Genomic DNA, 22,018 nt, shown 5'->3' with positions numbered 1-22,018 from the left:
TTGCTCTTTCCCCGGATCCAACCGCACTTGTGTTCCAGAGGAATCGCATGCAAACGCCCCACCCCTTCCTCCACCGAGCCGCCTCGGCGCGCCCCTACTTCAGCGCCGACGGCGAGACCTACCTCGCCCCCACCCCGCTGCGCGACCTGGAGAAGTCCCGCCCCCTGCGGGTGCTGTCCGAAGCGGACCTCACCTTCTGGCAGACGTACGGCTACGTCGTCGTCCGCGAGGCCGTCACCCCCGGCGAGGCCAAGCAACTCCTCGACTTCGCCTGGGAGTTCCAGCACCTCGACCCCGACCGTCCCGAAACCTGGTACACGGAACCGGAGTTCCGCTCCGCACTCGACCAGCACCTGTTCATCTACGGCTTCGTCGAGGCCTACCACCACCAGCTCCTCTGGGACACCCGCCAGACCCAGCGGGTCTACGACGCCTTCGTGGACGTCTGGGACTGCGCAGAGCTGTGGGTCACCCTGGACCGGCTCAACCTCAACCCGCCCAACATACGCACCCGTTCCCGCTCCCTGATCGAACCCACCGACGACGGCTTCGACATCGAACTGCACTGGGACGTCGACACCACCCGCGCCGTCCTGCCCCAGCGCGTCCAGGGCATCATCGCCCTCAACGACACCCGGCCCGAACTCGGCGGCTTCCAGTGCGCCCCGGAACTCTTCCGCCGCTTCGAGGAGTGGCGGGTGGCCCGGCCGCCCGGCCGCGACCCGGTCCGCCCCGGCACCGACCGCGCCGAGTTCCCGGTCATCCGCCCCGACCTCCAGGCCGGTGACCTGCTCATCTTCAACGGGCTGCTGGCGCACGGGGTGGCACCGAACCTCTCTGACAACGGTGTCCGAGCCGTCCAGTACCTGTCGATGATGCCCGCCCTGGAGGAGCACACCGCCCTGCGCGACTCCCGCGTCGACTCCTGGCGCACCCTCGCGACCCCCGACTGGAACGGCACCCTCCTCGGCGACGCCCGCGAGCCGGAGGCCGACCGCTACGGGCCCGCCGCGCTCACCCCGCTCGGCCGGAAACTGCTCGGCCTGGACTCCTGGACCGCCACCGCAAAAGAGGCACAGTGAACCACCGCATCTGCCTCTGCCTGCCCACCAACCGGGCCTGCTCCGCCACCCTCACCGCGATCCACGCCGAGGCCGCCTACGCCGCCGACCGCTTCGGCGCGGACGTCCAGCTCCTGATCCTCGACTCCTCCGACGACCCCACGCGCGCCGGACACGCCCGGACCGTCGCCGCCCTTCCCCCGGTCCCGCACGTGACCGTCCACCACCTCGACGAGTACGCCCAGCGCGTCTTCCTGCACCGCACGATCGAGCGCGCGGGCCTGCCCGACCCCGACCGGCTGCTCCACCTGATGCTGCCGCCCGCCGTCTCCTACGGCGCCTGCACCAACCGCGCCTTCCTGCTGGCCGCCGCCCTCGGCTGCGACTCGCTGCACCGCAGGGACTCCGACGGCGCCTACCAACTCCACGCCGGACAAACGGTGTTCCCCGTCCACCACGAACTGCCGCACCTCGGCCGCCCGGCCACCGAGGCGGCCGGCAGCGTCACCCGCACCGACCTCGCTCCGGAGCTGCTGCACCGCCCGGTCTCCCTGGCCGGGGCCTCCTTCATCGGCGAACTCTCCGTCGACATCGGGGAGATGCGACGCCTGGACGAGGGCGTGTACCACGACGTCGTCAGCCTCTGGGCGCCCGGCGACTGGCCCGAGGACCGCAAACGCCATCTGGTCGAGGAGTCCTTCACCGGCGCGGGCACGGCACCCTTCACCGGTGACCGGGCAACCCTCACCGTGGTCGACCCCATGCGCGTCGACATGTGCAACATCGCCTTCGACCGTGCGATCTACGAACGCATCCCGCTCCCGCCCGCCACCGACACCATCGGCAGCGACTACTTCCTCCTGCATGTGGTCCACGACGCCGTCCTGCCCGGCATCCTGCACAACCGCCACATCGAGAACTTCCACACCCCCGAACGCCGTACCGACACCGGATTCCCGGCCTACCAGCGGCGGTTCGTAAAGTTCCTGCTGTCGATGCTCTACTTCCACGACGTCTACGACCACATGGCCGCCGAGGGCGACCGGCTCCTGAACGATCACGGGCAGGTACGGCCCGACCGGATCACGGAGCTCCTGCGCGAGAGTGCGCACCTGGACCGCACCGAGAACGTCTGGCGCTTGGACCGGATCGACACGGCCTATCGCAAACTGGGTGGCAGATACGCGTCATTTGCCGATCAACTCGCCTACGAGCGTGCCGAGTTGCTGGACCAGGCAGAGTGGGACATCGAGGACTTCGCCCACCTGACCGACGTCTGGCCGGCACTTGTGGAAGCGGCCCGCACATGAGCGCCCCAAAGGGGCGCGGGGCCCCGTCTGACATGCGGCTACCGCCGCGTGGGCGCGACAAGCCACAACGAACCCGCAGAGGACCACTCGGCGAACCCCTCGCCACCGAACTCGCCGCAGCCGAATCCGACCGCATCATCTTCGACCTCACCGGCATGGAGCACCAATACGACGCCCTGCTGAACGAGTTGCCCGAAGTCACGATCCGCTTCGCACTCAAGGCCTGCCCAGTCGACGAAGTCCTGCGCTGCCTGGCCTCCAGAGGTGCGGGATTCGACACCGCCAGCCCCGCCGAGATTACCCAGGCCCTCCACGCCGGCGCCCAGCCAGACCACATCCACTACGGCAACACCATCAAGTCCGACCACGACATCGCCGAAGCCCACCGCCTGGGTGTCCGTACCTTCGCCACCGACAGCATCGAGGATGTCACCGCCATCGCCGCGCACGCGCCCCGCGCCCAGGTGTTCTGCCGTCTCGCCACCAGCGGGGAGGGCGCTGTGTGGGGCCTGAACCGCAAGTTCGGCTGCACCCCCGACGACGCCGTCCGGGTGCTGGTCACGGCCCGCGCGGCCGGTCTCACCCCGGCCGGCCTGTCCGTCCACGTCGGTTCCCAGCAGATGACCGCGGAGGGCTGGCAGCAGGCCCTGGACACCCTCGCCGAGACCGTGACGGCGCTGGCCGGGCGGGGGATCGTACCCGACCACATCAACCTCGGCGGCGGCCTGCCCGCGCTCGGCTACCAGGACCGGCACGGCAACCCCCTCGACCCGCCCCTGGACAAGATCTTCACCGTGCTCCGCGAGGGCATGGACCACTTGCGCACCCTCACCTCCACCCCGCTCGCCTTCGTCATGGAACCCGGCCGCCATCTGGTCGCCGACCACGGCGCCGTACGCGCCCACGTCTCCCGGCTCACCCGCCGCCGGCAGCCGGACGGAACCGACGCGCACTGGCTCTACCTCAGCTGCGGCAAGTTCAACGGCCTCTACGAAATGGACCAGTTGACGCACCGGATGGTCTTCCCGGGCCACCCCGAGGACGAGGAGCGGGTCCTGGCGATCGTCGCCGGCCCCACCTGCGACAGCGACGACGCCTACGGCGACGGCCGGCACCCGGTGCGCGTGCCCCGGTCCGTCGGTTCCGGCGACCCGGTCTGGATCCTCTCCGCCGGCGCCTACGCCACCAGCTACATGACCCAGGGCTTCAACGGCATCCGCCCGCTGCCCTGCGTCTGCATACGCGGCCAGGAAGGACAGCACTGACATGCGAGACCTCATACGGGGCCTCACCGAGGCCGACTGGCCCCAGGTCGTGGACTTGGAGGCCGGGGCGTACGCGGACACCTCGCTGACGGAGGGCGAGGCCGGCCTGCGGTCCCGGGCCGCGGCCGGCACCTGCTTCGTGCTGGACCGCGACGGCCGGATCGCGGGCTATGTACTGGCCCTGCCCTACCCGAGGTTCCACTACCCCGAGCCGGCCCGCGCCGAGCAGACGTCCCACCGCTCCGCCAACCTGCACCTGCACGACCTCGTCGTCACCGCGCCCCTGCGGCACAGAGGGCTGGGCACCCGCCTGGTCCGCCATCTGACGGACGTGGCCCGCGGCCGCGGCTTCGAGACCATGTCGCTGATCGCGGTCGCCGGCAAGGAGCCCTTCTGGCGGGCCAACGGCTACCGCCCCCATCCCGAGGCGCGGCTGCCGGCCGGCTACGGCAGCGGCGCGGTGTACATGTCGGCGCGGCTGGTCGCGCTGCGGGAGGCGAGCTGATGACCACTCCCTCCTTCCGGCGCGCCAAGTGGTCGATCGCCGCGCTCTTCTGCTTCCTCGGCTTTCAGTACGGCACCTGGGTCTCCCGCCTCCCCGCGCTCAAGACCCGGCTGGACCTGGGGGCCGGGGAGGTGGGCCTGCTGCTGATGGCCTGCGGGGCCGGCGCTGCCGCCTCCTTCCCGCTGGTCGCCGCCCTGATGCGCCGCCTCGGCTCCCGGCGGCTGTCCCTGGCCTCGGCGCTGTGCCTGATCGCCGTACTGGCAGCCCTGCCCGCCGTACCCGACTACCCGCTGGCGCTGCTGGCCGTGTGCGCGGACGGAGTCGCGGTCGGCTGCCTCAACGTGGCCATGAACGCCCAGGGAGCCGCGCTGGAGCAGACGTACGACCGCACCACCATGTCCCAGCTGCACGCCACGTTCAGCGCCGGCCTGCTGGCCGCCGCCCTGCTCAGCTCGGGCGTGACGACGCTGACCGCCTCCGTCCCGGCCCACTTCGCGTTGGCCGGCGCCCTGTTGCTGCTCCTGCTGGCCGGCGCCCGCCCCGCCCTGCTGGCCCACACGGAACCGGCCAGGTCCAACGACCGCAAACCCGGCGGCCGTTGGACGCCGCCCTCCGCCACCACCCTCCTCATGGGCTGTGCCATGGCCTTCGGCACGATCACCGAGGGCGCCATGAACGACTGGTCGACGCTGTATCTGAAGGACGAGGTCGAGGCGTCGGCGACGGTGGCCCCGCTGGGCATCGCGGTCGTCTCCGTGATGATGCTGCTGGCCCGCCTGTGGGCGGACCGCTGGCGCAGCCGGTTCGGCGACGGCCGGGTGGTACGGGCCGGCAGCGCGGTGGCAGCCACCGGCCTGGCCCTCGCGTTGGCGGCCGGCGGGGTGATCCCGACGCTCCTCGGCTTCGCCTGCGTCGGCCTCGGCGCCGCCGCCGTCACCCCGTGCGTCTACGTCGCGGCCGCCGGCCGCGGCTCCGGCGCCCTGGCGCTGGTCGCCGCGATGGGCACCACGGGCCTGCTGGCGGGCCCCGGCCTGATCGGCTTCGTGGCGGGCGCGACGAACCTGACCCTGGGCATGACCACGGTCGCCGCAGCGGCCCTGATCGTCACGGTGACGGCGTTCTGGATCCCCTGGGCGGACCGCGCCTGCGCGTCCACGGCCGGGGCTTCAGTTCCGGCGCATGAGAACGCGTAGGGCCCGCAGGGGCGGCGGACTCACGGAACCGCGCAGCACCCCGGCGCCACGCGCCCGTACCGCGTCCGCGGTGAGCAGTTCGATGTCGATCAGCGCACGCACGAGCCGCCGGCCGGGAGCCGGGATCAGCGTGGGCAGCTCCCGGGCGGCCGTCAAGGAGGCGCGGGCGGCGGCGACTTGGTCCGCCACGAGCGCGTCCAGACCGGCACCGGAACGGCCCGCCGCCAGCTGGGCCGCGTCGAGCGAGAAGCGTTCCAGGGTGGCCACCGGGATGCCCACGTGGCCCTCCCGCAGGTCCTCGGCGAGGTCGTTGACGAAGTCGAGTCGCTGGCTGCCGTCGATGAACGTCCGGCACGCGGCCTGGTACCGCGGGTCGTCGCCCTCCGGCCCGAGCAGCTCCGCGATCAGCATGAAGGCGGGGAAGGAATAGGCGTCCAGATAGGCCTGGTAGTCGGCCTCGGTGGCGAAGCCGGCGAAGTACAGTTCGGCCGTGGCGGTCTCCAGGTAGCTCTCCACGGTCGCGCGCAGCCGTGGCCGGGCGGACACGGTGTGCACGAGCGTGCGCAGCAGCGGGCTGTCACCCGTCCCCGTCTTCAACGCCTCCCGCACCCGCCGCTCCCAGTCGGCCCAGGCCGCCTCGCGCTGCGGCAGGGGCCCGGTGTCCAGGAGGCGGTCCCCGTGATGCATCACGGCGGTCATCGCCACCACCTGCGGCTGCAACCGCCCCGGCAGCAGCAGCCGCGCGGCCACGTACGCGGTCCGCCGATACCGCCGCACCAGTTCCCGCTGCCGGCCGTAGTCCGCCCGCAGCCCCGGCTCCCGGACCCCGGCCGCGTCCAGACTCTTCGTCCACCCTCGCATGTGCCGATCGTAGGGCCGGGGCGGGCCGGCGCGATCGCAGGGTCCGGGGACCGCGGCCGCGCCGATGGCGGGGCCGAGGGAAGGCGTCTGCGCCGATGGCGGGGCCCGGAGGCGTCAGCGCACGGCGATCACATTGGTGGCCTTCGCTCCGACGACGTCGAACAGGACCCGCTGGCCCTCGCGCGTCGTCTGCGTCTCCATGCCGGAGAAGGGGCGCAGTTCACCGTCCTCGCCGGTGATGATGCCCACGCCGTCCGCGTCGTTGTACACGGCGATCCTTCCGAGCGGCATCGTCCAGTCCTCCGTGGGTCGGTCGTGAAGCTCCTGATGTCCCCCGGTGAGCAGAGCATCACCCGCCGTGTCCGACGGCGGAAGAGGCATACGGCGCGTCGGCCACTGTTTGACTGGATGTCAACTGCCTCTGGCGGCCGGGATGCTGACGGGGCGTGCGGTGCGTTCGAGGCCTGGGTGTGGGCGGGTGCAACGCGGGTACGACCCCTCGCGTACGGAGGCGTCGCGGAAGCGACCGAAGAGCGAGGAGTGTCGGAAGTGATTCGAAAGCTGCAGGCGGTCGCCCTGGACTGTGCTGACCCGGTACGGCTCGCCGAGTTCTACGCGGATCTGCTCGGCGGCCGGGTGATCGCGGACTCCGAGGATGCCGACTGGGTCGAGGTGCACGGGTTCGAGGGGGCACCGCTGGCCTGCCAGCGGGTGGACGGCTACCAACCACCGCAATGGCCCGGCCAGGAGCGCCCGCAGCAGCTTCACCTGGACTTCGACGTGGACGACCTCGACGGAGAGGAGAAGCGGGCGCTCGCCCTCGGCGCGACCGTGCTGGAACGGACGGACCAGCTCCGCCCGGAGGCCAACTGGCGGATCTACGCGGACCCGGCCGGCCATCCGTTCTGCCTCTGCCTCCACTGAGCCCAGCGGGCCCGCTGTCCTGGCTCCACGGCTGCCGCCGCCGCACCGGCTGAGCCCGCCCTTTATTTGGTTGCCGCAGGCGGGCCCTGCCGGATAAGAAGCCTGCATGCTGAAGGGCGCCAAGGTCGGGCTGAGGGCCCGCCACGAGGACGACATCCCGGTCCTGCGGGCCGAGCTCTACGACGACGTGGTCAACGCCTCGCGTGCCGACGGCCGTCCGTGGCGGCCGATCACGCCCGGCTCGAAGGACCCGCGGCTCGTGGTGGACGACAAGGAACAGGGGCATGTCCCGTTCTCCGTCGTGGAGTTGGACGATGGCACGCTGGTCGGTACCGCGACGCTGTGGGGCATCGACAACCACAACCGGTCCGCGCACATCGGCCTCGGGCTGCTGCCGTCCTGCCGTGGCAAGGGCTACGGCACCGATGTGGTCGCGGTGCTGTGCCACTACGGTTTCGTCGTGCGCGGCCTGCAGCGGCTGCAGATCGAGACGTTGTCGGACAACGTCGCGATGCTGCGCTCCGCCGAGCGCAACGGCTTCGTCCGCGAGGGCGTGCTGCGCTCCTCGGCCTGGGTGATGGGCGAGTTCCTGGACGAGGTGCTGCTCGGGCTCCTCGCCCAGGACTGGCAGCCGGACTCGAAGCGTCCAGGCCCCGAGGTCCGTCCGGCTTCCTAGATGTCGCGGAAGGTCTCGATCTGCGCCCCGATCGAGTTCAGGCGCTCGGCGAGATCCTCGTAACCCCGGTTGATGACGTACACGTTGCGCAGCACCGACGTGCCCTCGGCCGCCATCATCGCCAGCAGGACGACCACGGCGGGACGCAGGGCCGGCGGGCACATCATCTCGGCGGCGCGCCAGCGGGTCGGGCCCTCGACCAGGACCCGGTGCGGGTCCAGGAGCTGGAGGCGGCCGCCGAGGCGGTTGAGGTCGGTCAGATAGATCGCGCGGTTGTCGTAGACCCAGTCGTGGATCAGGGTCTTGCCCTGCGCCACCGCCGCGATGGCCGCGAAGAACGGGACGTTGTCGATGTTCAGGCCCGGGAAGGGCATGGGGTGGATCTTGTCGATCGGGGCTTCGAGCTTGGAGGGGCGGACCGTGAGGTCCACCAGGCGGGTACGGCCGTTGTCCGCGCAGTACTCGGGGCTGCGGTCGTGGTCGAGGCCCATCTCCTCCAGGACCGCCAGCTCGATCTCCAGGAACTCGATGGGGACGCGGCGGACCGTCAGTTCCGACTCCGTCACCACGGCGGCGGCCAGCAGGCTCATCGCCTCGACCGGGTCCTCGGAGGGGGAGTAGTCCACGTCGGCGTCGATGTTCGGCACGCCGTGCACGGTGAGCGTGGTGGTGCCGATGCCCTCGACCTTGACGCCCAGCGCCTCCAGGAAGAAGCACAGGTCCTGGACCATGTAGTTGGAGGAGGCGTTGCGGATGACGGTCACGCCGTCGTGCCGGGCGGCGGCCAGCAGCGCGTTCTCGGTCACGGTGTCGCCGCGCTCGGTCAGCACGATCGGGCGGTCGGGCCGGACCGTGTGGTCGACCCGCGCGTGGTACTGGCCCTCGGTGGCCGCGATGTCCAGGCCGAACCGGCGCAGCGCGATCATGTGCGGCTCGATGGTCCGGGTGCCGAGGTCGCAGCCGCCGGCGTACGGCAGCTTGAAGGCGTCCATGCGGTGCAGCAGCGGGCCCAGGAACATGATGATCGAGCGGGTGCGTACGGCCGCCTCCGCGTCGATCGCCGCCATCTCCAGCTCGGCCGGGGGCACCAGCTCCAGGTCGACGCCGTCGTTGATCCAGCGGGTGCGGACGCCGATGGAGTTCAGCACCTCCAGCAGGCGGTACACCTCCTCGATGCGGGCCACCCGGCGCAGCACCGTGCGGCCCTTGTTCAGCAGCGAGGCGCACAGCAGGGCGACGCAGGCGTTCTTGCTGGTCTTCACGTCGATGGCGCCGGACAGCCGGCGGCCGCCCACGACTCGTAGATGCATCGGCCCCGCGTACCCCAGCGACACGATCTCGCTGTCCAGGGCTTCACCGATCCGGGCGATCATCTCAAGGCTGATGTTCTGGTTGCCGCGCTCGATGCGGTTGACCGCGCTCTGACTGGTGCCGAGCGCCTCCGCGAGCTGCGTCTGTGTCCAGCCTCGGTGTTGCCGGGCGTCACGGATGAGCTTGCCGATGCGTACGAGGTAGTCGTCTGCCATGAGGCTGAGGCTATCTCAGATATGAGATGGCGCCCGTCATGGGGGTCCATTCGAGTGACGTCGCGTCGGCGATATCCGGCGATTTGCGCCTTGCGTCACCCTAAAGGTCCAGTTAAATGCGGCGATGTCAGCTGATGTCCGCTATGCCCTTCCCTCTGTGCCGAACGGCACGAACACCGGCCGCCGGTCGATACGGGCCCGGTCCTCCGGCGAGGCGAACCGTGCGTCGATACGGCGCACCGCCTCGGCCCAGTCGGCGCGGGTGCGGACGGCGTCCAGCTGCTCGACGACGAACGGGTCCGCCCAGCGTTCGTACGAACGCCGCCACAGCACCAGCGGGTCCTCGGTGAGCAGACTGCCCACGGTGCCCTCGTAGATGGGCATCGCGCGCACCTCGCCGTCCGGTTCGATCTCCATGGGCCGGAAGCTGGGGGTGCGGGCCAGGAACCCCGGGTTCATCTGGACCTCGAAGTTCTCGGTCGTCTCCACCGTGACCGACGCCGGTGCGGCCGCCCGCAGCCGCTCCAGCGTCCGCGGCGCGATGAGCTCGGCGACCTGCTCGTCGTGGAGCAGCTCGTGCTCGACGAAGGAGCGGCGGCTGGCCAGGCCCGTGGGCACGACGGCGCCGAAGTAGAGCGTCTCCAGGTGCGGGAACCTGGGCGCCACCTGGACGCACATGGCGTCCAGCTCGGCGAAGTTGCTGCGGATCACGACGTAGTCGATGCCGAACCGGGGCGCCCGCCGGCTCTGCGCGAGCCGTCGCCCCACCTCCGCGTCGATGCGGGCGAGGGCGCCCGTCGCCCGCTCGAAGGACCCGGCCCGGCCGCGGATCCGGTCGTGGGTCGCGGCGGTGGCACCGTCCAGGCTCACCACGATCTTGGCCACGACGTCCGAGAGCGCGTCGATCGCGTCGGCCGGCAGCGCCCAGCCGCTGGTGTACAGGAAGACCCGCACCCCCGCCTCGTCGAAGTGCCGGGCCACGTCGACGATGCGCCTGATGGTCAGCGGTTCGCCGCCGCACAGCGTGATCATCTTCGGGTGCAGGGAGATGATGGCGTCCGCGACGCGCAGCATCTCGTCGTGGGTGAGATTCTTCGCGGGCCGCCGGCCCGATTCCGTATAGCAGTGAACGCAGCGCAAGGGGCACGCGAAAGTGACGTCCCAGATGACCGCGTTGGGGTTCTTCATCTCGTCCACGGGTGCCTCTCCCAGTCGGTGGCCGGCCCTCCCCGTCGGTGGCCGGCGTGCAGTCCTGGCCCCGCACCCTAGGAACGCACCCCGCGCGCGGTCGTCCGTGGAGCGGTACGCAAGGGCGGGCGCGCGGTACGCACGGGGCGTACGTACGGGACAGGGGGGCGCCGGCTGCGTACGCACGGGCGGGATTTGCGTACCCGATCACGGATTCGTCCGCCACCCGCCCCGCCGTAGCGTTCCTCGCGTTCCGCAGCAGTGCTCCCGCCGAGACGAGAGGAGGTGAATCGCCATGATGTATCCGCCCCCGACCGTCGGCGAGTGACGGTGAGACGCACACGCGGTGGCCGCTTCCGTTCCGAGGCGGCCACCGCATTCATGTCGGCGCACTTCTGATCCGGCGGAGGGTGAATCCGGTGGTACGTCCGGTGGTGCATCCCGTGAGGGCACACAGCAGCAAAGTCCTCGCACTGGTACGGCAGTTGCCGCGGATCGCGCCGGGGCTGACCCTCGCGCTCGCGGCACTCGTCCTGGCTCAGGCCGCAGGCGCCGCTCTACTGCCGCTGGCCACCGGGCAATTGGTGGCCGCGCTCACCGGAAGGCCGCCGTCCCGGGGCGGTACGGCGGTGGGGCTCGGGCTGCTCGCACTCGTGCTCGTCCTCGACGTGGTGCTCGACCCGGTCCGCGCCATGGCCGCCGCACGCCTGGGCACCGCGGTCGACGGGGCGATGGCGCAGCGCACGGTGGACGGCGCCCTGCGGCCCGCGCAGATCGGGCATCTGGACGACGCCGGGGTGGCCGACCGCATCGAGCAGGCACGGGCGGTCGCCCTGGGCGCGCATCCGCCCGGCCAGGCGGTGGTCGCGCTGGCCGGCCTGGTGCCGCTGCGGCTGACCGGCCTGGTCAGCGCCGCCCTGCTCGGCTGGGCCGGATCCTGGTGGATGCCGCTGGTCCTCGGCGCCGGCTGGGTGGTCACCGGCCGCTGGCAGGAGAAGGAGATCGGCCGGTCCGTGACCGCGCACGGCGCGCAGACCGGGCAACTGCGGCGCGCCGCCTATCTGCGCGAGCTGGCCACCACCGCGCCCGCGGCCAAGGAAGTACGGCTGTTCGGGCTGCGCCCCTGGCTGGTGGAGCGGTTCAGCACGGCCTGGTGGGAGGGGATCGTACGGCTGCGTCGTGCACGCGTCAGCCCGCGGCGGCACGCCCTGGCGATCGTGCTCCTGCTCGGCGCGCATCTGGCCGTGGTGCTGCCGCTCGCCGTGCAGGCGACCGGCGGCGCGCTCTCCGCACGCCAACTGACCGTCGCGCTACAGGCGTTGCTCGGCATGTACGCCCTCGGCTTCAGCGGCGATCTGCTGTGGCAGCTGCACACGGCCGGCGCCGCGGTTCCGGCCGCCCTCGACGTCGGCGCACTGGGGATGGCGGACGCGACTGGGGATGCGGCCTGCGACGAGCATGCGGCCCACGCCGGGCACCCCGCCGGACAGGCGCCGGACGCAGCCGGTCCCGCCCACGAGCAGGCAGCGACCGGGCTGCCCGGCAAGCGGGACGCAACCGGCCTCCCCTGCAAGGAGATCCGTTTCGAGGGGGTCCGCTTCTCCTACGCGAGCCGGCCCGAGCCCGTCCTCGACGGCCTGGACCTGGTCGTGCCGGCAGGGTCCTCGCTCGCCCTCGTCGGTGACAACGGCGCGGGCAAGAGCACCCTCACCAAGCTCCTCGCCGCGCTCTACCTGCCGGGCGGCGGCCGCGTCACCGTCGACGGCACCGACCTGCGCGAGCTCGACACCGCCTCCTGGCGACGTCAAGTGGCCGTCGTCTTCCAGGACTTCGTGCGCTACCCGTTCTCCGCGCGCGACAACATCCGCTTCGGCCGCATCGAGGCCGAGGCCACCGACGAGGCCCTGCGCGCGGCCACCCGGCTCGGCGGCTTCCTCGGGGTCGAGGCCGAGCTGCCGGGCGGCTGGGACACCCCGCTCAGCGGCGCCTACACCGACGGCACCGAGCTGTCCGGCGGCCAGTGGCAGCGGCTCGCGCTCAGCCGGGCCCTGTTCGCCGTGCAGCACGGCGCCAAGGTGCTGGTCCTGGACGAGCCCACGGCGCACCTCGACATCGAGGCGGAGCACGAGCTGTACGCCCGCTTCCTGGAGATCACGGCCGGGCTCACGACCATCCTGGTCTCCCACCGCTTCGCCACCGTCCGCCTGGCCGACCGCATCGCAGTCCTGGACGGCGGCCGGATCAGCGAGTACGGCACGCACGAGACGCTGCTCGCCGCCGAGGGCCGCTACGCGCGGATGTTCCGCATCCAGTCCGAACCCTTCGACGTACGCCAGGGAAGCCGCCGTGCGTAACCGCCGTGTCAGTCAGCCCGGTTCACGAGAGTCAGCCGGCCGAACCCGCCGTACGGCGCTCGCCGCCGTCCGTCTCCTCCTCGGCACCGCCCTCCGCGTCGACCCGAGGCGCGCGCTCCTCGTCCTGATCCTCTCCCCGCTGCTCAACGTCGTCGCGGCGCTGCAGGCGCTCGGCCTGCAGTGGATGGTCGACGGCGCCGCCGGGGCCGACCGCTGGCAGGCCGTGCGCGGCGGGTTGCTGTTGCTCGGGGTCACGGTGTTCGTGCATCAGGCGGCGGCCGTCGCCACCGACGTACGCCTGGTGCTGCAGCACCGCATCGGCTTGGAGTTCGACCGGCGCATGATGAACCTGTGCTCGGAGCCCGACCACATCGGGCACTACCAGGACCCGGAGTTCCTGGACACCGCCGAGGTGGTGCGCCAGCGGCGCGGCGAGTTCGGCACGGCCTTCGCGGCCCTGGTGGAGAACGCCAACCTGGTGGCCCGGTGCGTGGGCGCGCTGGTCCTGCTGGCCTTCGCCCACCCGCTGCTCGCGCTGCTGCCGCTCGCGATCGTGCCCCTGGCGGCGGCGGGCCGCCGCCAGGCGCGGACGGTCGCCGCCGCGGAGCGGGCGGGTGCCGAGGCCGACCGGCGCCGCACCGACCTCTTCACGCTCGCCACCGACCCGGGACCGGCCCGCGAGGTGCGCCTGTACCGCCTCGCCGGGGAGATCTCGGCGCGCCACCGGGCGGAGTTCCTGGCCGCGAGCGGCCCGCGCGAGGCGGCCCGGGCCAGGGGCGCGCTCGCCGTGGCGGGGGGCTGGCTGGTCTTCAGCGCCGCGCTCATCGGCGGCCTGTACCTCGTCTCGCGCGGGGTGTTCGACGGCACCGGCTCCGCGGGCCAGGCGGTGCTGGTCCTGCTGCTGAGCACCCGCCTCGTCGGCGCCACGACCGGTCTCGGCTGGCTGCTCGGCTGGCTGCGCCGCGCCCTCGACACGGTCGCGCTGTACCTGCGGCTGGCCGACCACCCGCGCGGCGGCCTGCCCGGCGGCACGGGCAGGGCCGTACCGCCGCGCGGCGATCTCGTCCTCGACGGCGTGGTGTTCACCTACCCGGGCCGCGGCGAACCGGCGCTCGGCCCGGTCGACCTGCGGCTGCCCGCCGGCGCCACGGTCGCGGTGGTCGGGGACAACGGGGCGGGCAAGTCCACGCTGGTCGCCCTGCTCGCGGGGCTGCAGCCGCCGACCGAGGGGCGGATCGGCTTCGGCGGCCAGGACCTGGCCGAGGTGGCCCCGGCCGAGTGGCGTACCCATGTCACGGCCTGCTTCCAGGACTTCTGCCGGCTGGAACTCCCCGTCCGGGAGAGCGTCGGCCTCGGCGACCCGGCCGCCCTCGACGACCCGGACGCGGTAGGCACCGCGCTCCGGGCCGCCGGCGCCGCCGAGGTGGTCGCGGGCCTGCCCGCCGGGCTCGACACCCAGCTGGGCCGGACCTTCCCGCACGGCACCGACCTGTCGGCGGGCCAGTGGCAGAAACTGGCCCTGGCCCGCGCCAGGATGCGCACCGCCCCGCTGCTCGTCCTCCTCGACGAGCCGACCGCGAGCCTCGACCCGGACAGCGAGGCCGACCTCCTGCGGCACTATCTGCGCACCGGCGGGCGGGGCCCGGACACCATCACGGTGATCGTGTCGCACCGGTTCGCGACGGTACGAGAGGCGGACCTCGTCGTCGTCCTGGACGGCGGCCGGATCGTGGAGACCGGCCGCCACGGCGAACTCCTCGCCCGGGGCGGCCGCTATGCCGCGATGTACGCGCTGCACGCGGCCGCGTACGCCCCGGCTGCCCCTGTCCGGTCAGGCGCGCAACGCGGAGGGCAGGTCCCGGCGGGAACGCACCCCGAGCTTGCGGTAGACGCGGGCGAGATGGCTCTCCACCGTACGGACGGACACGTCGAGCCGGCTGGAGATCGCCCGGTCGGCCAGGCCCGCGGCGGCCAGTGAGGCGATCTCCAGCTCGCGGGCGGTGAGCGCGTCGGGCCGTAACGCCGGTGCCACCGCCCCCTGGTGGTCGCGCAGCCTGTTCACCAGGATCACCGCGTCGCCGTGCCGGTGGCCGTGCGCCCGCAGCGCGGCCACCGCCTTCTCGGCGAGGCGCCAGGCGGGCGCCCGCATGCCCAGGCCGTCGAGGCGCACCGCATGCTCCAGCAGTTCCGTACCGCTGCCCCGGGCCAGGGCGAGCGCGGCCTGTGCCCCGGCGAGCAGGCGCGGCGCGTCGATGTGGCCTGCGGCGCGGGCGAGTTGGTCGACGAGGCCGGCGGGCGGACCGGCGGGCGCCAGCCAGGCCGCGCACGTCAGATACTCGGCGGCCACCGCCCAGCAGCCCTCGCGCCGTGCGATGTCGGCGGCGGCGGTGAGGCCCGCCGTCGCCGCCGTCACCTCGCCCCGCGCGGCCGCCACCGCGGCCCGGGCCCACCGCTCGTGCCCGGGCACGAACCCGACGGCGTCGGGCGGACCGGCGGCCAGGGCGCGTTCGGCGTCATCGGGCCGCCCCGCCTCGGCGAGGCAGCCGACGAGCCGGCAGCTCGCCTCGGTCCGTAACAGCCGGGTCCCGCCGGAGTGCCGCAGCACGGCCTCGCGCAGCCGCACGACGGCCTCCTGGTGATCGCCGAGCGCCCAGAGCCGCAGCCCGTCGAGGAATGCGGAGGCGGGGTGCGACCCCGGCGGGGCGCCAAGCGCCGCGCCCGCACCGCCACCCCACACCTGGTCGAGGTCCGGATCCGTGCCGCCCCCCGATGCCGGTCCGGACTCCGGGCCCGCACCGCCACCCCACACCCGCGCGAAGCAGCCCGCGATCCGCGCCAACTCACCGACCTCACAAGGGGTGTTGCCGTCAGCGGCCGTCTGCTCGGCCAGCGCGACGGCGTCCCGCGTACGGCCGCTCAGCGCGTGGCCGACCGACAGGGCGAGGCGGGCCGGGGCGACTCCCGGTCCCCGTACCGTCGTGCGCAGGACCTGCTCGGCGACTTCCACGGCCGCGCTCGTGCGGCCGCCGCCCAGCAGCACCAGGGCGCGTACCCCGTCCACCGCACTGCGGGCCGCGGGCGAGGTCGTCCGTGCGCCCAGGGCGGTGAGGTCCGCCGCGGCGCCTGCCGGGTCGCGCTCCACCCAGCAGACGTGCCCGGCGAGCGCGACCTCGGCCCGTAATCGGGCCGCCTCGGTGGGCGCGTCGACGCGGGCCCGTTCCAGGACGTGCCGGGCCTGCGCGCCGTCGCCCGACTCGACCAGGGCACGGGCGAGTACGACGGCCGCCGCGCTCGACTCGCGCAGGGCCCGGCGGGCGAAGCGGCAGGAGAGCTCGGGGTCGTGGCCGCGGGTGGCCTCGGCCGCGTGGATCAACAGGGCGGCGTCGACGGGCCCGTCCGCCTCCAGCTGCCAGCGCGCCCGGACCACCGGGTCCGGCGCGGGGCAGTCGTCCGCGGCGAGCAGGGCCGCGGCGACCCGGCGGCGCCGCAGCCGGGGCAGCCTTCGGTGCACCGCCGCGGCGAGCAGCGGCCGGCCCAGGCGGACCAGGATCTGCCCGCCGCCGTCGGCCGTGCGCACCAGGCCCCGCTCCTCCAGCGCCTCGACGGCGTCGCACGCCACGGCCTCCACCGCGGCCAGGGCCAGCGGCTCGCCCAGGGCGATCGCCGCCAGGGCATCCTGCTCCGCGGAGGTCAGGCCGTCCAGCTCGTGCTCGAACACCTCGGCCAGTCCGGGCGGCACCGTGCGCGGGCCCCGCCACCACCACAGGCCGCGCTCGGCCGCGAGGCGGCCCGACGCCCGGGCGTGGCGCACCAGTTGGGTCAGCAGCAGCGGGTTGCCGCCGGTCCACCGGTGCAGCAGATCCACGGTGCCCCGGGCCACCTCGCCGTCGACCAGGACGTGCAGCAGCCGGGCGGTGCCCGCGAGGCCGAGCGGCGCCACGTCCAGGCGCTGTACATAGCCGTCCTTCCACAGCGCCACCACGGCGTCGGACACCGCCGCTGCGGGCTCGCTGCGGGCGGCGACCAGCAGTCTGGCCCGCCCCTCCGCGGCCAGCCCCAGGGCCAGCGCCGCGCACCGGTCGTCGAGGTGGTGGACGTCGTCGACGACCAGGACCGGGGTGCGCGGCCCGGACCGCCGGGCCAGTTCGGTGCGCAGCGCCCCGTACGCCAGGCCCTCGTCGAGCCGTTCCCGTGCGCCGCCGAGCAGACCGTGGAACGCGCCGAAGGGCACCTGCCGGCTCGCCCGGGTGGCCACGGTCCACACCACGTCGAAGCGCGCCGCGTCGAGCCGGCTCGCCACGGCGCAGAGCAACGCCGTCTTGCCGACCCCGACGGGACCGACGATCGCCGTACCCCCCTTGGTCAGCACGGCGCCGAGCGCCTGCCGCTGCTCTGCGTCCCTGGCGACAAATCGTTCCGGACCCATGTCGTGTCGCAAGGTGTCTCCCCCCGGACGTGGCCGGGCCCGCCCGCCCCCGCCGGGCCCGGCCACGCCGTCGTCGGGCACCCGCGAAGGCGCGGGCACCGGTACGCGGACAGCGGTGCGCTGCGGGCACATGCGGGGACGGGCGCGGCCGCAGCCGATTGTGAACGGTCCGGCCGGGTGCGACGGGTCAGGTCGGCGGCGCGGCGGGACCGTGCGGTGTCAGGGCGCCGAGGCGGAGGTGGCGGCATCAGGACGCCACGGCGACCGTCGTGCGGGTCGGGCCGAGCGGGTCGGCTCCCCGGCGCCGGTCAGATGTGGGCTGGGCGCATCGTGTCGCGCATCGGTGGCTCCCTACGACGGGGCCTGCCGGGACAGGCCGGGTGCACAGCATGGTGGCCCGCGGGCGGGCGGCGGGCCAAGCGGTGTTCCGCTGAGCGGACCGGCGCGGTCCGTCCGTGAACCAGTGGTGCGTTGAGCGGATATTCATCGCTCGTTTATCGAGCTGCCCTGAACTGCTCGGGAGACGAAGGGGGCGGCCGATGGCCGGCACTGTCCCTGGAGGCCCCGACGCGCGGCCGCCTCGCGGCCGGCCCGTCCTCGACGGCGCGTTCGCCCTCCTGGAAGCACTCGCGGCGCACGACGAGGACCTGGGCCTGACCCGGCTGGCCGAGCACGCGGGCCTGCCCAAGACCACCGCGCACCGGCTCCTCGACCAGCTGGTCACGCTCGGCGCCGTCCAGCGCCGGGCCGGGCGCTACCGCGTCGGTTCCCTCACCTTCCGCCTGGGCCAGGCCTGGCAGCCCGCCCAGCTCCTGCGTACCGCGACGGCCCAGCCGCTGCGCCGGCTCACGCTCGAATTCGCCCACGTCGGTCTGAGCGTGGCCGTACCGGACGGCGGCGGTCCCCTGCTCGTCGCCGGGATACGCGGCGAGGTGGACGAGCTCTTCACCCTGCGGGCCGGCGCGGTCCTGCCGCCGGGCACCGCCGCCGAAGTCCTCTTCGCACCGGCCGCGCCACCGCCGGGCCAGTCCGGACGCGCCTGGTCCCGCCGGGTCGTGCTCGCCCGGGACCGGGGCGTGGCCTACGACCACGAGGAGTGCGTGCCCGGCCTGTTCTGCGTCGCGGCGCCCGTGCGCGGCCCCTCCGGCAACGTGGTCGCCGCGATCAACGCCACCGTGTTCGACCCCCGCCGGCTCACCCCGCTCGCCGATGCCCTGCGCCGCGCGGCGGCCATGGCCGGCACCAACCTGACCCGGCTCCCGGCGCCGGGGTGAGCGCACCCGGGTGACGCGCCACCGGCGCCCGCCGGAGCCTCGGCGCGGGCGCGGGCGCGGGACCAGGACCGGCCTGCGGCATGATGCGCGGACGGACTTCGAGTCGTACCGGGGCGAGTTGGTGGTGTTCTGCTACCGGATGCTCGGCTCGTTCCATGCGGCCGAGGATCTGGTGCAGGAGACGCTGCTGCGCACCTGGAAGGCCCGTGACCGGTACGACCCGGCGCGGGCGTCGCTGCGGACATGGCTGTACGGGATCGCGACCCGGGTGTGCCTGATCGCGCTGGACGGGCGCGCGCGGCGTCCGCTGCCGTCGGGGCCGGGCGCGCCGAGCGATGATCCCGGGGCGCCGCTCACACCGGCGCTCGACCGGTCTCGGCATCGATGAGGCCCAGCTGGGGCTGCGACTGGAGTCCGCCCGGTCGTCGCACCGTACCCGCAGCGCGATCACCCGCACGACGGGGTTCACTGAGACGGGAGGCGGAACGACTGGGTTCGCCGAGTGGACGGACTCGATGGGATGAGGACCGGCACCCCCGCCCGCGCATGACCATTCCGCGCCCATGTACTAGAGTTATCTCGACATCGAGATATCTGCCAGGCGCACCGCAGCCGTCACCCACTAAGGGTTACCTAACTTAGCCTGACCTTAGCGGATTGGCCAGACCGGCGTGACGGCACGATTGACGGTGGTACGCGCACATCAATGAAGGAGACTGTCGTGTCGGCGAACAGCTTCGACGCCCGCAGCACGCTGCAGGTGGGCGACGAGTCGTACGAGATCTTCCGGCTGGACAAGGTGGAGGGCTCGGCCCGCCTGCCGTACAGCCTCAAGGTCCTGCTGGAGAACCTGCTCCGCACGGAGGACGGCGCGAACATCACCGCCGACCACATCCGTGCCCTCGGCGGCTGGGACTCCCAGGCCCAGCCCAGCCAGGAGATCCAGTTCACGCCGGCCCGCGTGATCATGCAGGACTTCACCGGCGTGCCCTGTGTCGTGGACCTCGCGACCATGCGTGAGGCCGTGAAGGAGCTCGGCGGCGACCCCGCCAAGATCAACCCGCTGGCGCCGGCCGAGCTGGTCATCGACCACTCCGTCATCGCCGACAAGTTCGGCACGAACGACGCCTTCAAGCAGAACGTCGAGCTGGAGTACGGCCGCAACAAGGAGCGCTACCAGTTCCTGCGCTGGGGCCAGACCGCCTTCGACGAGTTCAAGGTCGTCCCCCCGGGCACCGGCATCGTCCACCAGGTGAACATCGAGCACCTCGCTCGTGTCGTGATGGTGCGTGACGGCAAGGCCTACCCCGACACCCTCGTCGGCACCGACTCGCACACCACCATGGTCAACGGTCTCGGCGTCCTCGGCTGGGGCGTCGGCGGCATCGAGGCCGAGGCCGCCATGCTCGGCCAGCCGGTCTCCATGCTCATCCCGCGCGTCGTCGGCTTCAAGCTCACCGGTGAGCTGCAGCCCGGCACCACCGCCACCGACCTCGTGCTCACCATCACCGAGATGCTCCGCAAGCACGGTGTGGTCGGCAAGTTCGTCGAGTTCTACGGCGAGGGTGTGGCGGCCACGAGCCTCGCCAACCGCGCCACCATCGGCAACATGTCGCCGGAGTTCGGCTCCACCGCCGCGATCTTCCCGATCGACGACGAGACCCTGAACTACCTGCGCCTGACCGGCCGCAGCGAGCAGCAGGTCGCGCTCGTCGAGGCCTACGCCAAGCAGCAGGGCCTCTGGCTGGACCCGAAGGCCGAGCCGGACTTCTCCGAGAAGCTCGAACTGGACCTGTCCACGGTCGTGCCGTCCATCGCCGGCCCGAAGCGCCCGCAGGACCGCATCGTCCTCGCCAATGCCGCCGAGCAGTTCAAGCTGGACGTCCGCAACTACGTCGAGGACGCCGACGAGGCGGGCAAGGAGTCCTTCCCGGCCTCCGACGCCCCGGCCGTCCACCCCAACGGCTTCCCGTCCAACCCGGTCCAGGTCACCGCCCCCGACGGCACGACCTACGAGCTGGACCACGGCGCGGTGACGGTCGCGGCCATCACCTCCTGCACCAACACCTCCAACCCGTACGTCATGATCGGCGCCGCCCTGGTCGCCAAGAAGGCCGTCGAGAAGGGCCTGACCCGCAAGCCGTGGGTCAAGTCCACCCTCGCCCCGGGTTCGAAGGTCGTCACCGACTACTTCGAGAAGTCCGGCCTCACCCCGTACCTGGACAAGCTGGGCTTCAACCTCGTCGGCTACGGCTGCACCACCTGCATCGGCAACTCCGGCCCGCTGCCGGAGGAGGTCTCCAAGGCCGTCAACGACCACGACCTCGCGGTCACCTCGGTCCTGTCCGGCAACCGCAACTTCGAGGGCCGGATCAACCCCGACGTCAAGATGAACTACCTGGCGTCCCCGCCGCTGGTCGTCGCGTACGCCATCGCGGGCTCCATGAAGGTGGACATCACCCGTGACGCCCTGGGCACCGACCAGGACGGCAACCCGGTCTACCTGAAGGACATCTGGCCGACCGAGGCCGAGGTCAACGAGGTCGTCGCCAACGCCATCGGCGAGGACATGTTCGAGAAGTCCTACGCGGACGTCTTCGCCGGCGACGCCCAGTGGCAGTCGCTCCCGGTGCCGACCGGCAACACCTTCGAGTGGGACGCCGAGTCCACCTACGTCCGCAAGCCCCCGTACTTCGAGGGCATGGGCATGGAGCCGGCCCCGGTCACCGACATCGCCGGCGCCCGCGTCCTGGCCAAGCTCGGCGACTCGGTGACGACGGACCACATCTCGCCCGCCGGTGCCATCAAGGCCGACACCCCGGCCGGCAAGTACCTCACCGAGCACGGTGTGGAGCGTCGTGACTTCAACTCCTACGGCTCCCGCCGAGGCAACCACGAGGTCATGATCCGCGGCACGTTCGCCAACATCCGCCTGCGCAACCAGATCGCGCCGGGCACCGAGGGCGGCTACACCCGCGACTTCACGCAGGAGGGCGGCCCGGTCGCCTTCATCTACGACGCCTCGCAGAACTACCAGGCCGCCGGCACCCCGCTGGTCGTCCTGGCCGGCAAGGAGTACGGCTCCGGCTCGTCCCGCGACTGGGCCGCCAAGGGCACCGCGCTCCTCGGCGTCAAGGCCGTCATCGCCGAGTCCTACGAGCGCATCCACCGCTCCAACCTCATCGGCATGGGCGTCCTCCCGCTGCAGTTCCCGGAGGGTGCCTCGGCCGAGTCCCTCGGCCTGACCGGTGAGGAGACCTTCTCCTTCGCCGGCGTGACCGAGCTGAACAACGGCACCACGCCGCGCACGGTCAAGGTCACCACCGACACGGGCGTCGAGTTCGACGCGGTCGTCCGCATCGACACCCCCGGTGAGGCCGACTACTACCGCAACGGCGGCATCATGCAGTACGTGCTGCGCAACCTGATCCGCAAGTGATGCGCCCCTTGGCGTG

At 72.7% G+C, this 22,018-nt stretch carries 15 protein-coding genes and 2 pseudogenes; 12 read left to right on the top strand and 5 right to left on the bottom strand.

All coding sequences use genetic code 11. The features are described 5' to 3' along the window. Positions 1–47: 47 nt before the first annotated feature. Genes AB5L52_RS11285 through AB5L52_RS11265 form a run of 5 tightly spaced genes read left to right on the top strand, consistent with a single transcriptional unit; the run spans position 48 to position 5,334 of the window. The gene (locus AB5L52_RS11285) at positions 48–1,082 is read left to right on the top strand and encodes a phytanoyl-CoA dioxygenase family protein (protein ID WP_369363734.1); all 1,035 of its coding nucleotides are present in this window, start codon (positions 48–50) and stop codon (positions 1,080–1,082) included. Continuing rightward, complete coding sequence (locus tag AB5L52_RS11280; RefSeq protein ID WP_369363732.1) at positions 1,079–2,371, top strand: DUF6271 family protein; 1,293 nt, start codon at positions 1,079–1,081, stop codon at positions 2,369–2,371. Before AB5L52_RS11285 ends, AB5L52_RS11280 begins: the two co-directional genes overlap by 4 nt. 32 nt (positions 2,372–2,403) lie before the next feature. Then, the gene (locus AB5L52_RS11275) at positions 2,404–3,636 is read left to right on the top strand and encodes a type III PLP-dependent enzyme (RefSeq protein WP_369363730.1); all 1,233 of its coding nucleotides are present in this window, start codon (positions 2,404–2,406) and stop codon (positions 3,634–3,636) included. A gap of 1 nt (position 3,637) precedes the next feature. Then, positions 3,638–4,141, top strand: a complete 504-nt coding sequence (locus AB5L52_RS11270) for a GNAT family N-acetyltransferase (RefSeq protein WP_369363728.1) — start codon at positions 3,638–3,640, stop codon at positions 4,139–4,141. Then, positions 4,141–5,334: an MFS transporter gene (locus AB5L52_RS11265; protein WP_369363726.1), complete on the top strand. Its 1,194-nt coding sequence runs from the start codon at positions 4,141–4,143 to the stop codon at positions 5,332–5,334. Before AB5L52_RS11270 ends, AB5L52_RS11265 begins: the two co-directional genes overlap by 1 nt. Here the strand turns inward: AB5L52_RS11265 and AB5L52_RS11260 are convergent. Then, complete coding sequence (locus AB5L52_RS11260; protein ID WP_369363724.1) at positions 5,308–6,195, bottom strand: phytoene/squalene synthase family protein; 888 nt, start codon at positions 6,193–6,195, stop codon at positions 5,308–5,310. The genes AB5L52_RS11265 and AB5L52_RS11260 overlap by 27 nt on opposite strands. A 114-nt stretch (positions 6,196–6,309) precedes the next feature. Further along, a complete protein-coding gene (locus AB5L52_RS11255; RefSeq protein WP_351015752.1) occupies positions 6,310–6,486 on the bottom strand; it encodes a hypothetical protein in 177 nt (58 codons plus the stop codon). Between the two features lie 258 nt (positions 6,487–6,744). Between AB5L52_RS11255 and AB5L52_RS11250 the strand changes: the two genes are divergently transcribed. Together AB5L52_RS11250 and AB5L52_RS11245 are read left to right on the top strand one after the other, a co-directional pair. Then, positions 6,745–7,119: a VOC family protein gene (locus tag AB5L52_RS11250; RefSeq protein ID WP_369363722.1), complete on the top strand. Its 375-nt coding sequence runs from the start codon at positions 6,745–6,747 to the stop codon at positions 7,117–7,119. Positions 7,120–7,225: 106 nt separating this feature from the next. Next, on the top strand, positions 7,226–7,795 hold the full coding sequence (locus AB5L52_RS11245) for a GNAT family N-acetyltransferase (RefSeq protein ID WP_369363720.1): 570 nt from the start codon (positions 7,226–7,228) through the stop codon (positions 7,793–7,795). On the opposite strand, the gene AB5L52_RS11240 is transcribed toward AB5L52_RS11245, so the two are convergent. Further along, positions 7,792–9,321 carry a helix-turn-helix domain-containing protein gene (locus tag AB5L52_RS11240; RefSeq protein WP_369363718.1) on the bottom strand — a complete coding sequence of 510 codons (1,530 nt, stop codon included), beginning with the start codon at positions 9,319–9,321 and terminating at the stop codon, positions 7,792–7,794. The two genes, AB5L52_RS11245 and AB5L52_RS11240, sit on opposite strands and share 4 nt — an antisense overlap. A gap of 141 nt (positions 9,322–9,462) precedes the next feature. After that, positions 9,463–10,509 carry a radical SAM protein gene (locus AB5L52_RS11235; RefSeq protein WP_369368852.1) on the bottom strand — a complete coding sequence of 349 codons (1,047 nt, stop codon included), beginning with the start codon at positions 10,507–10,509 and terminating at the stop codon, positions 9,463–9,465. 443 nt (positions 10,510–10,952) lie between these two features. Here AB5L52_RS11235 and AB5L52_RS11230 point away from each other — a divergent pair, with 443 nt between their 5' ends. After that, complete coding sequence (locus AB5L52_RS11230; protein ID WP_369363716.1) at positions 10,953–12,863, top strand: ABC transporter ATP-binding protein; 1,911 nt, start codon at positions 10,953–10,955, stop codon at positions 12,861–12,863. A 184-nt stretch (positions 12,864–13,047) separates the two neighbouring features. Next, a pseudogene (locus AB5L52_RS11225) lies at positions 13,048–14,430 on the top strand (ATP-binding cassette domain-containing protein); the annotation flags it as partial. Between the two features lie 264 nt (positions 14,431–14,694). On the opposite strand, the gene AB5L52_RS11220 reads toward AB5L52_RS11225, so the two are convergent. Next, positions 14,695–17,301 (bottom strand): LuxR C-terminal-related transcriptional regulator, encoded by a 2,607-nt coding sequence (locus tag AB5L52_RS11220; RefSeq protein WP_369363715.1) that lies wholly within the window; start codon positions 17,299–17,301, stop codon positions 14,695–14,697. Between the two features lie 527 nt (positions 17,302–17,828). On the opposite strand from AB5L52_RS11220, the gene AB5L52_RS11215 reads away from it, so the two are divergent. The 3 genes and pseudogenes from AB5L52_RS11215 (at position 17,829) to acnA (ending at position 22,002) form a co-directional block, all read left to right on the top strand. Beyond that, a complete protein-coding gene (locus AB5L52_RS11215; protein ID WP_351563829.1) occupies positions 17,829–18,563 on the top strand; it encodes a helix-turn-helix domain-containing protein in 735 nt (244 codons plus the stop codon). Between the two features lie 73 nt (positions 18,564–18,636). Continuing rightward, positions 18,637–18,933: pseudogene (locus tag AB5L52_RS11210) on the top strand (sigma-70 family RNA polymerase sigma factor); the annotation flags it as partial. Between the two features lie 351 nt (positions 18,934–19,284). Continuing rightward, positions 19,285–22,002, top strand: coding sequence for an aconitate hydratase AcnA (gene acnA / locus AB5L52_RS11205; protein ID WP_351015732.1), 2,718 nt, complete (start codon positions 19,285–19,287; stop codon positions 22,000–22,002). The last annotated feature ends 16 nt before the right edge of the window (positions 22,003–22,018 follow it).

It is taken from the genome of Streptomyces sp. CG4 (assembly GCF_041080655.1).
Classification (GTDB): Bacteria; Actinomycetota; Actinomycetes; order Streptomycetales; family Streptomycetaceae; genus Streptomyces.
Note: the sequence above shows the minus strand (reverse complement) of the source record. Positions and strands in the feature narration are given on the sequence as shown.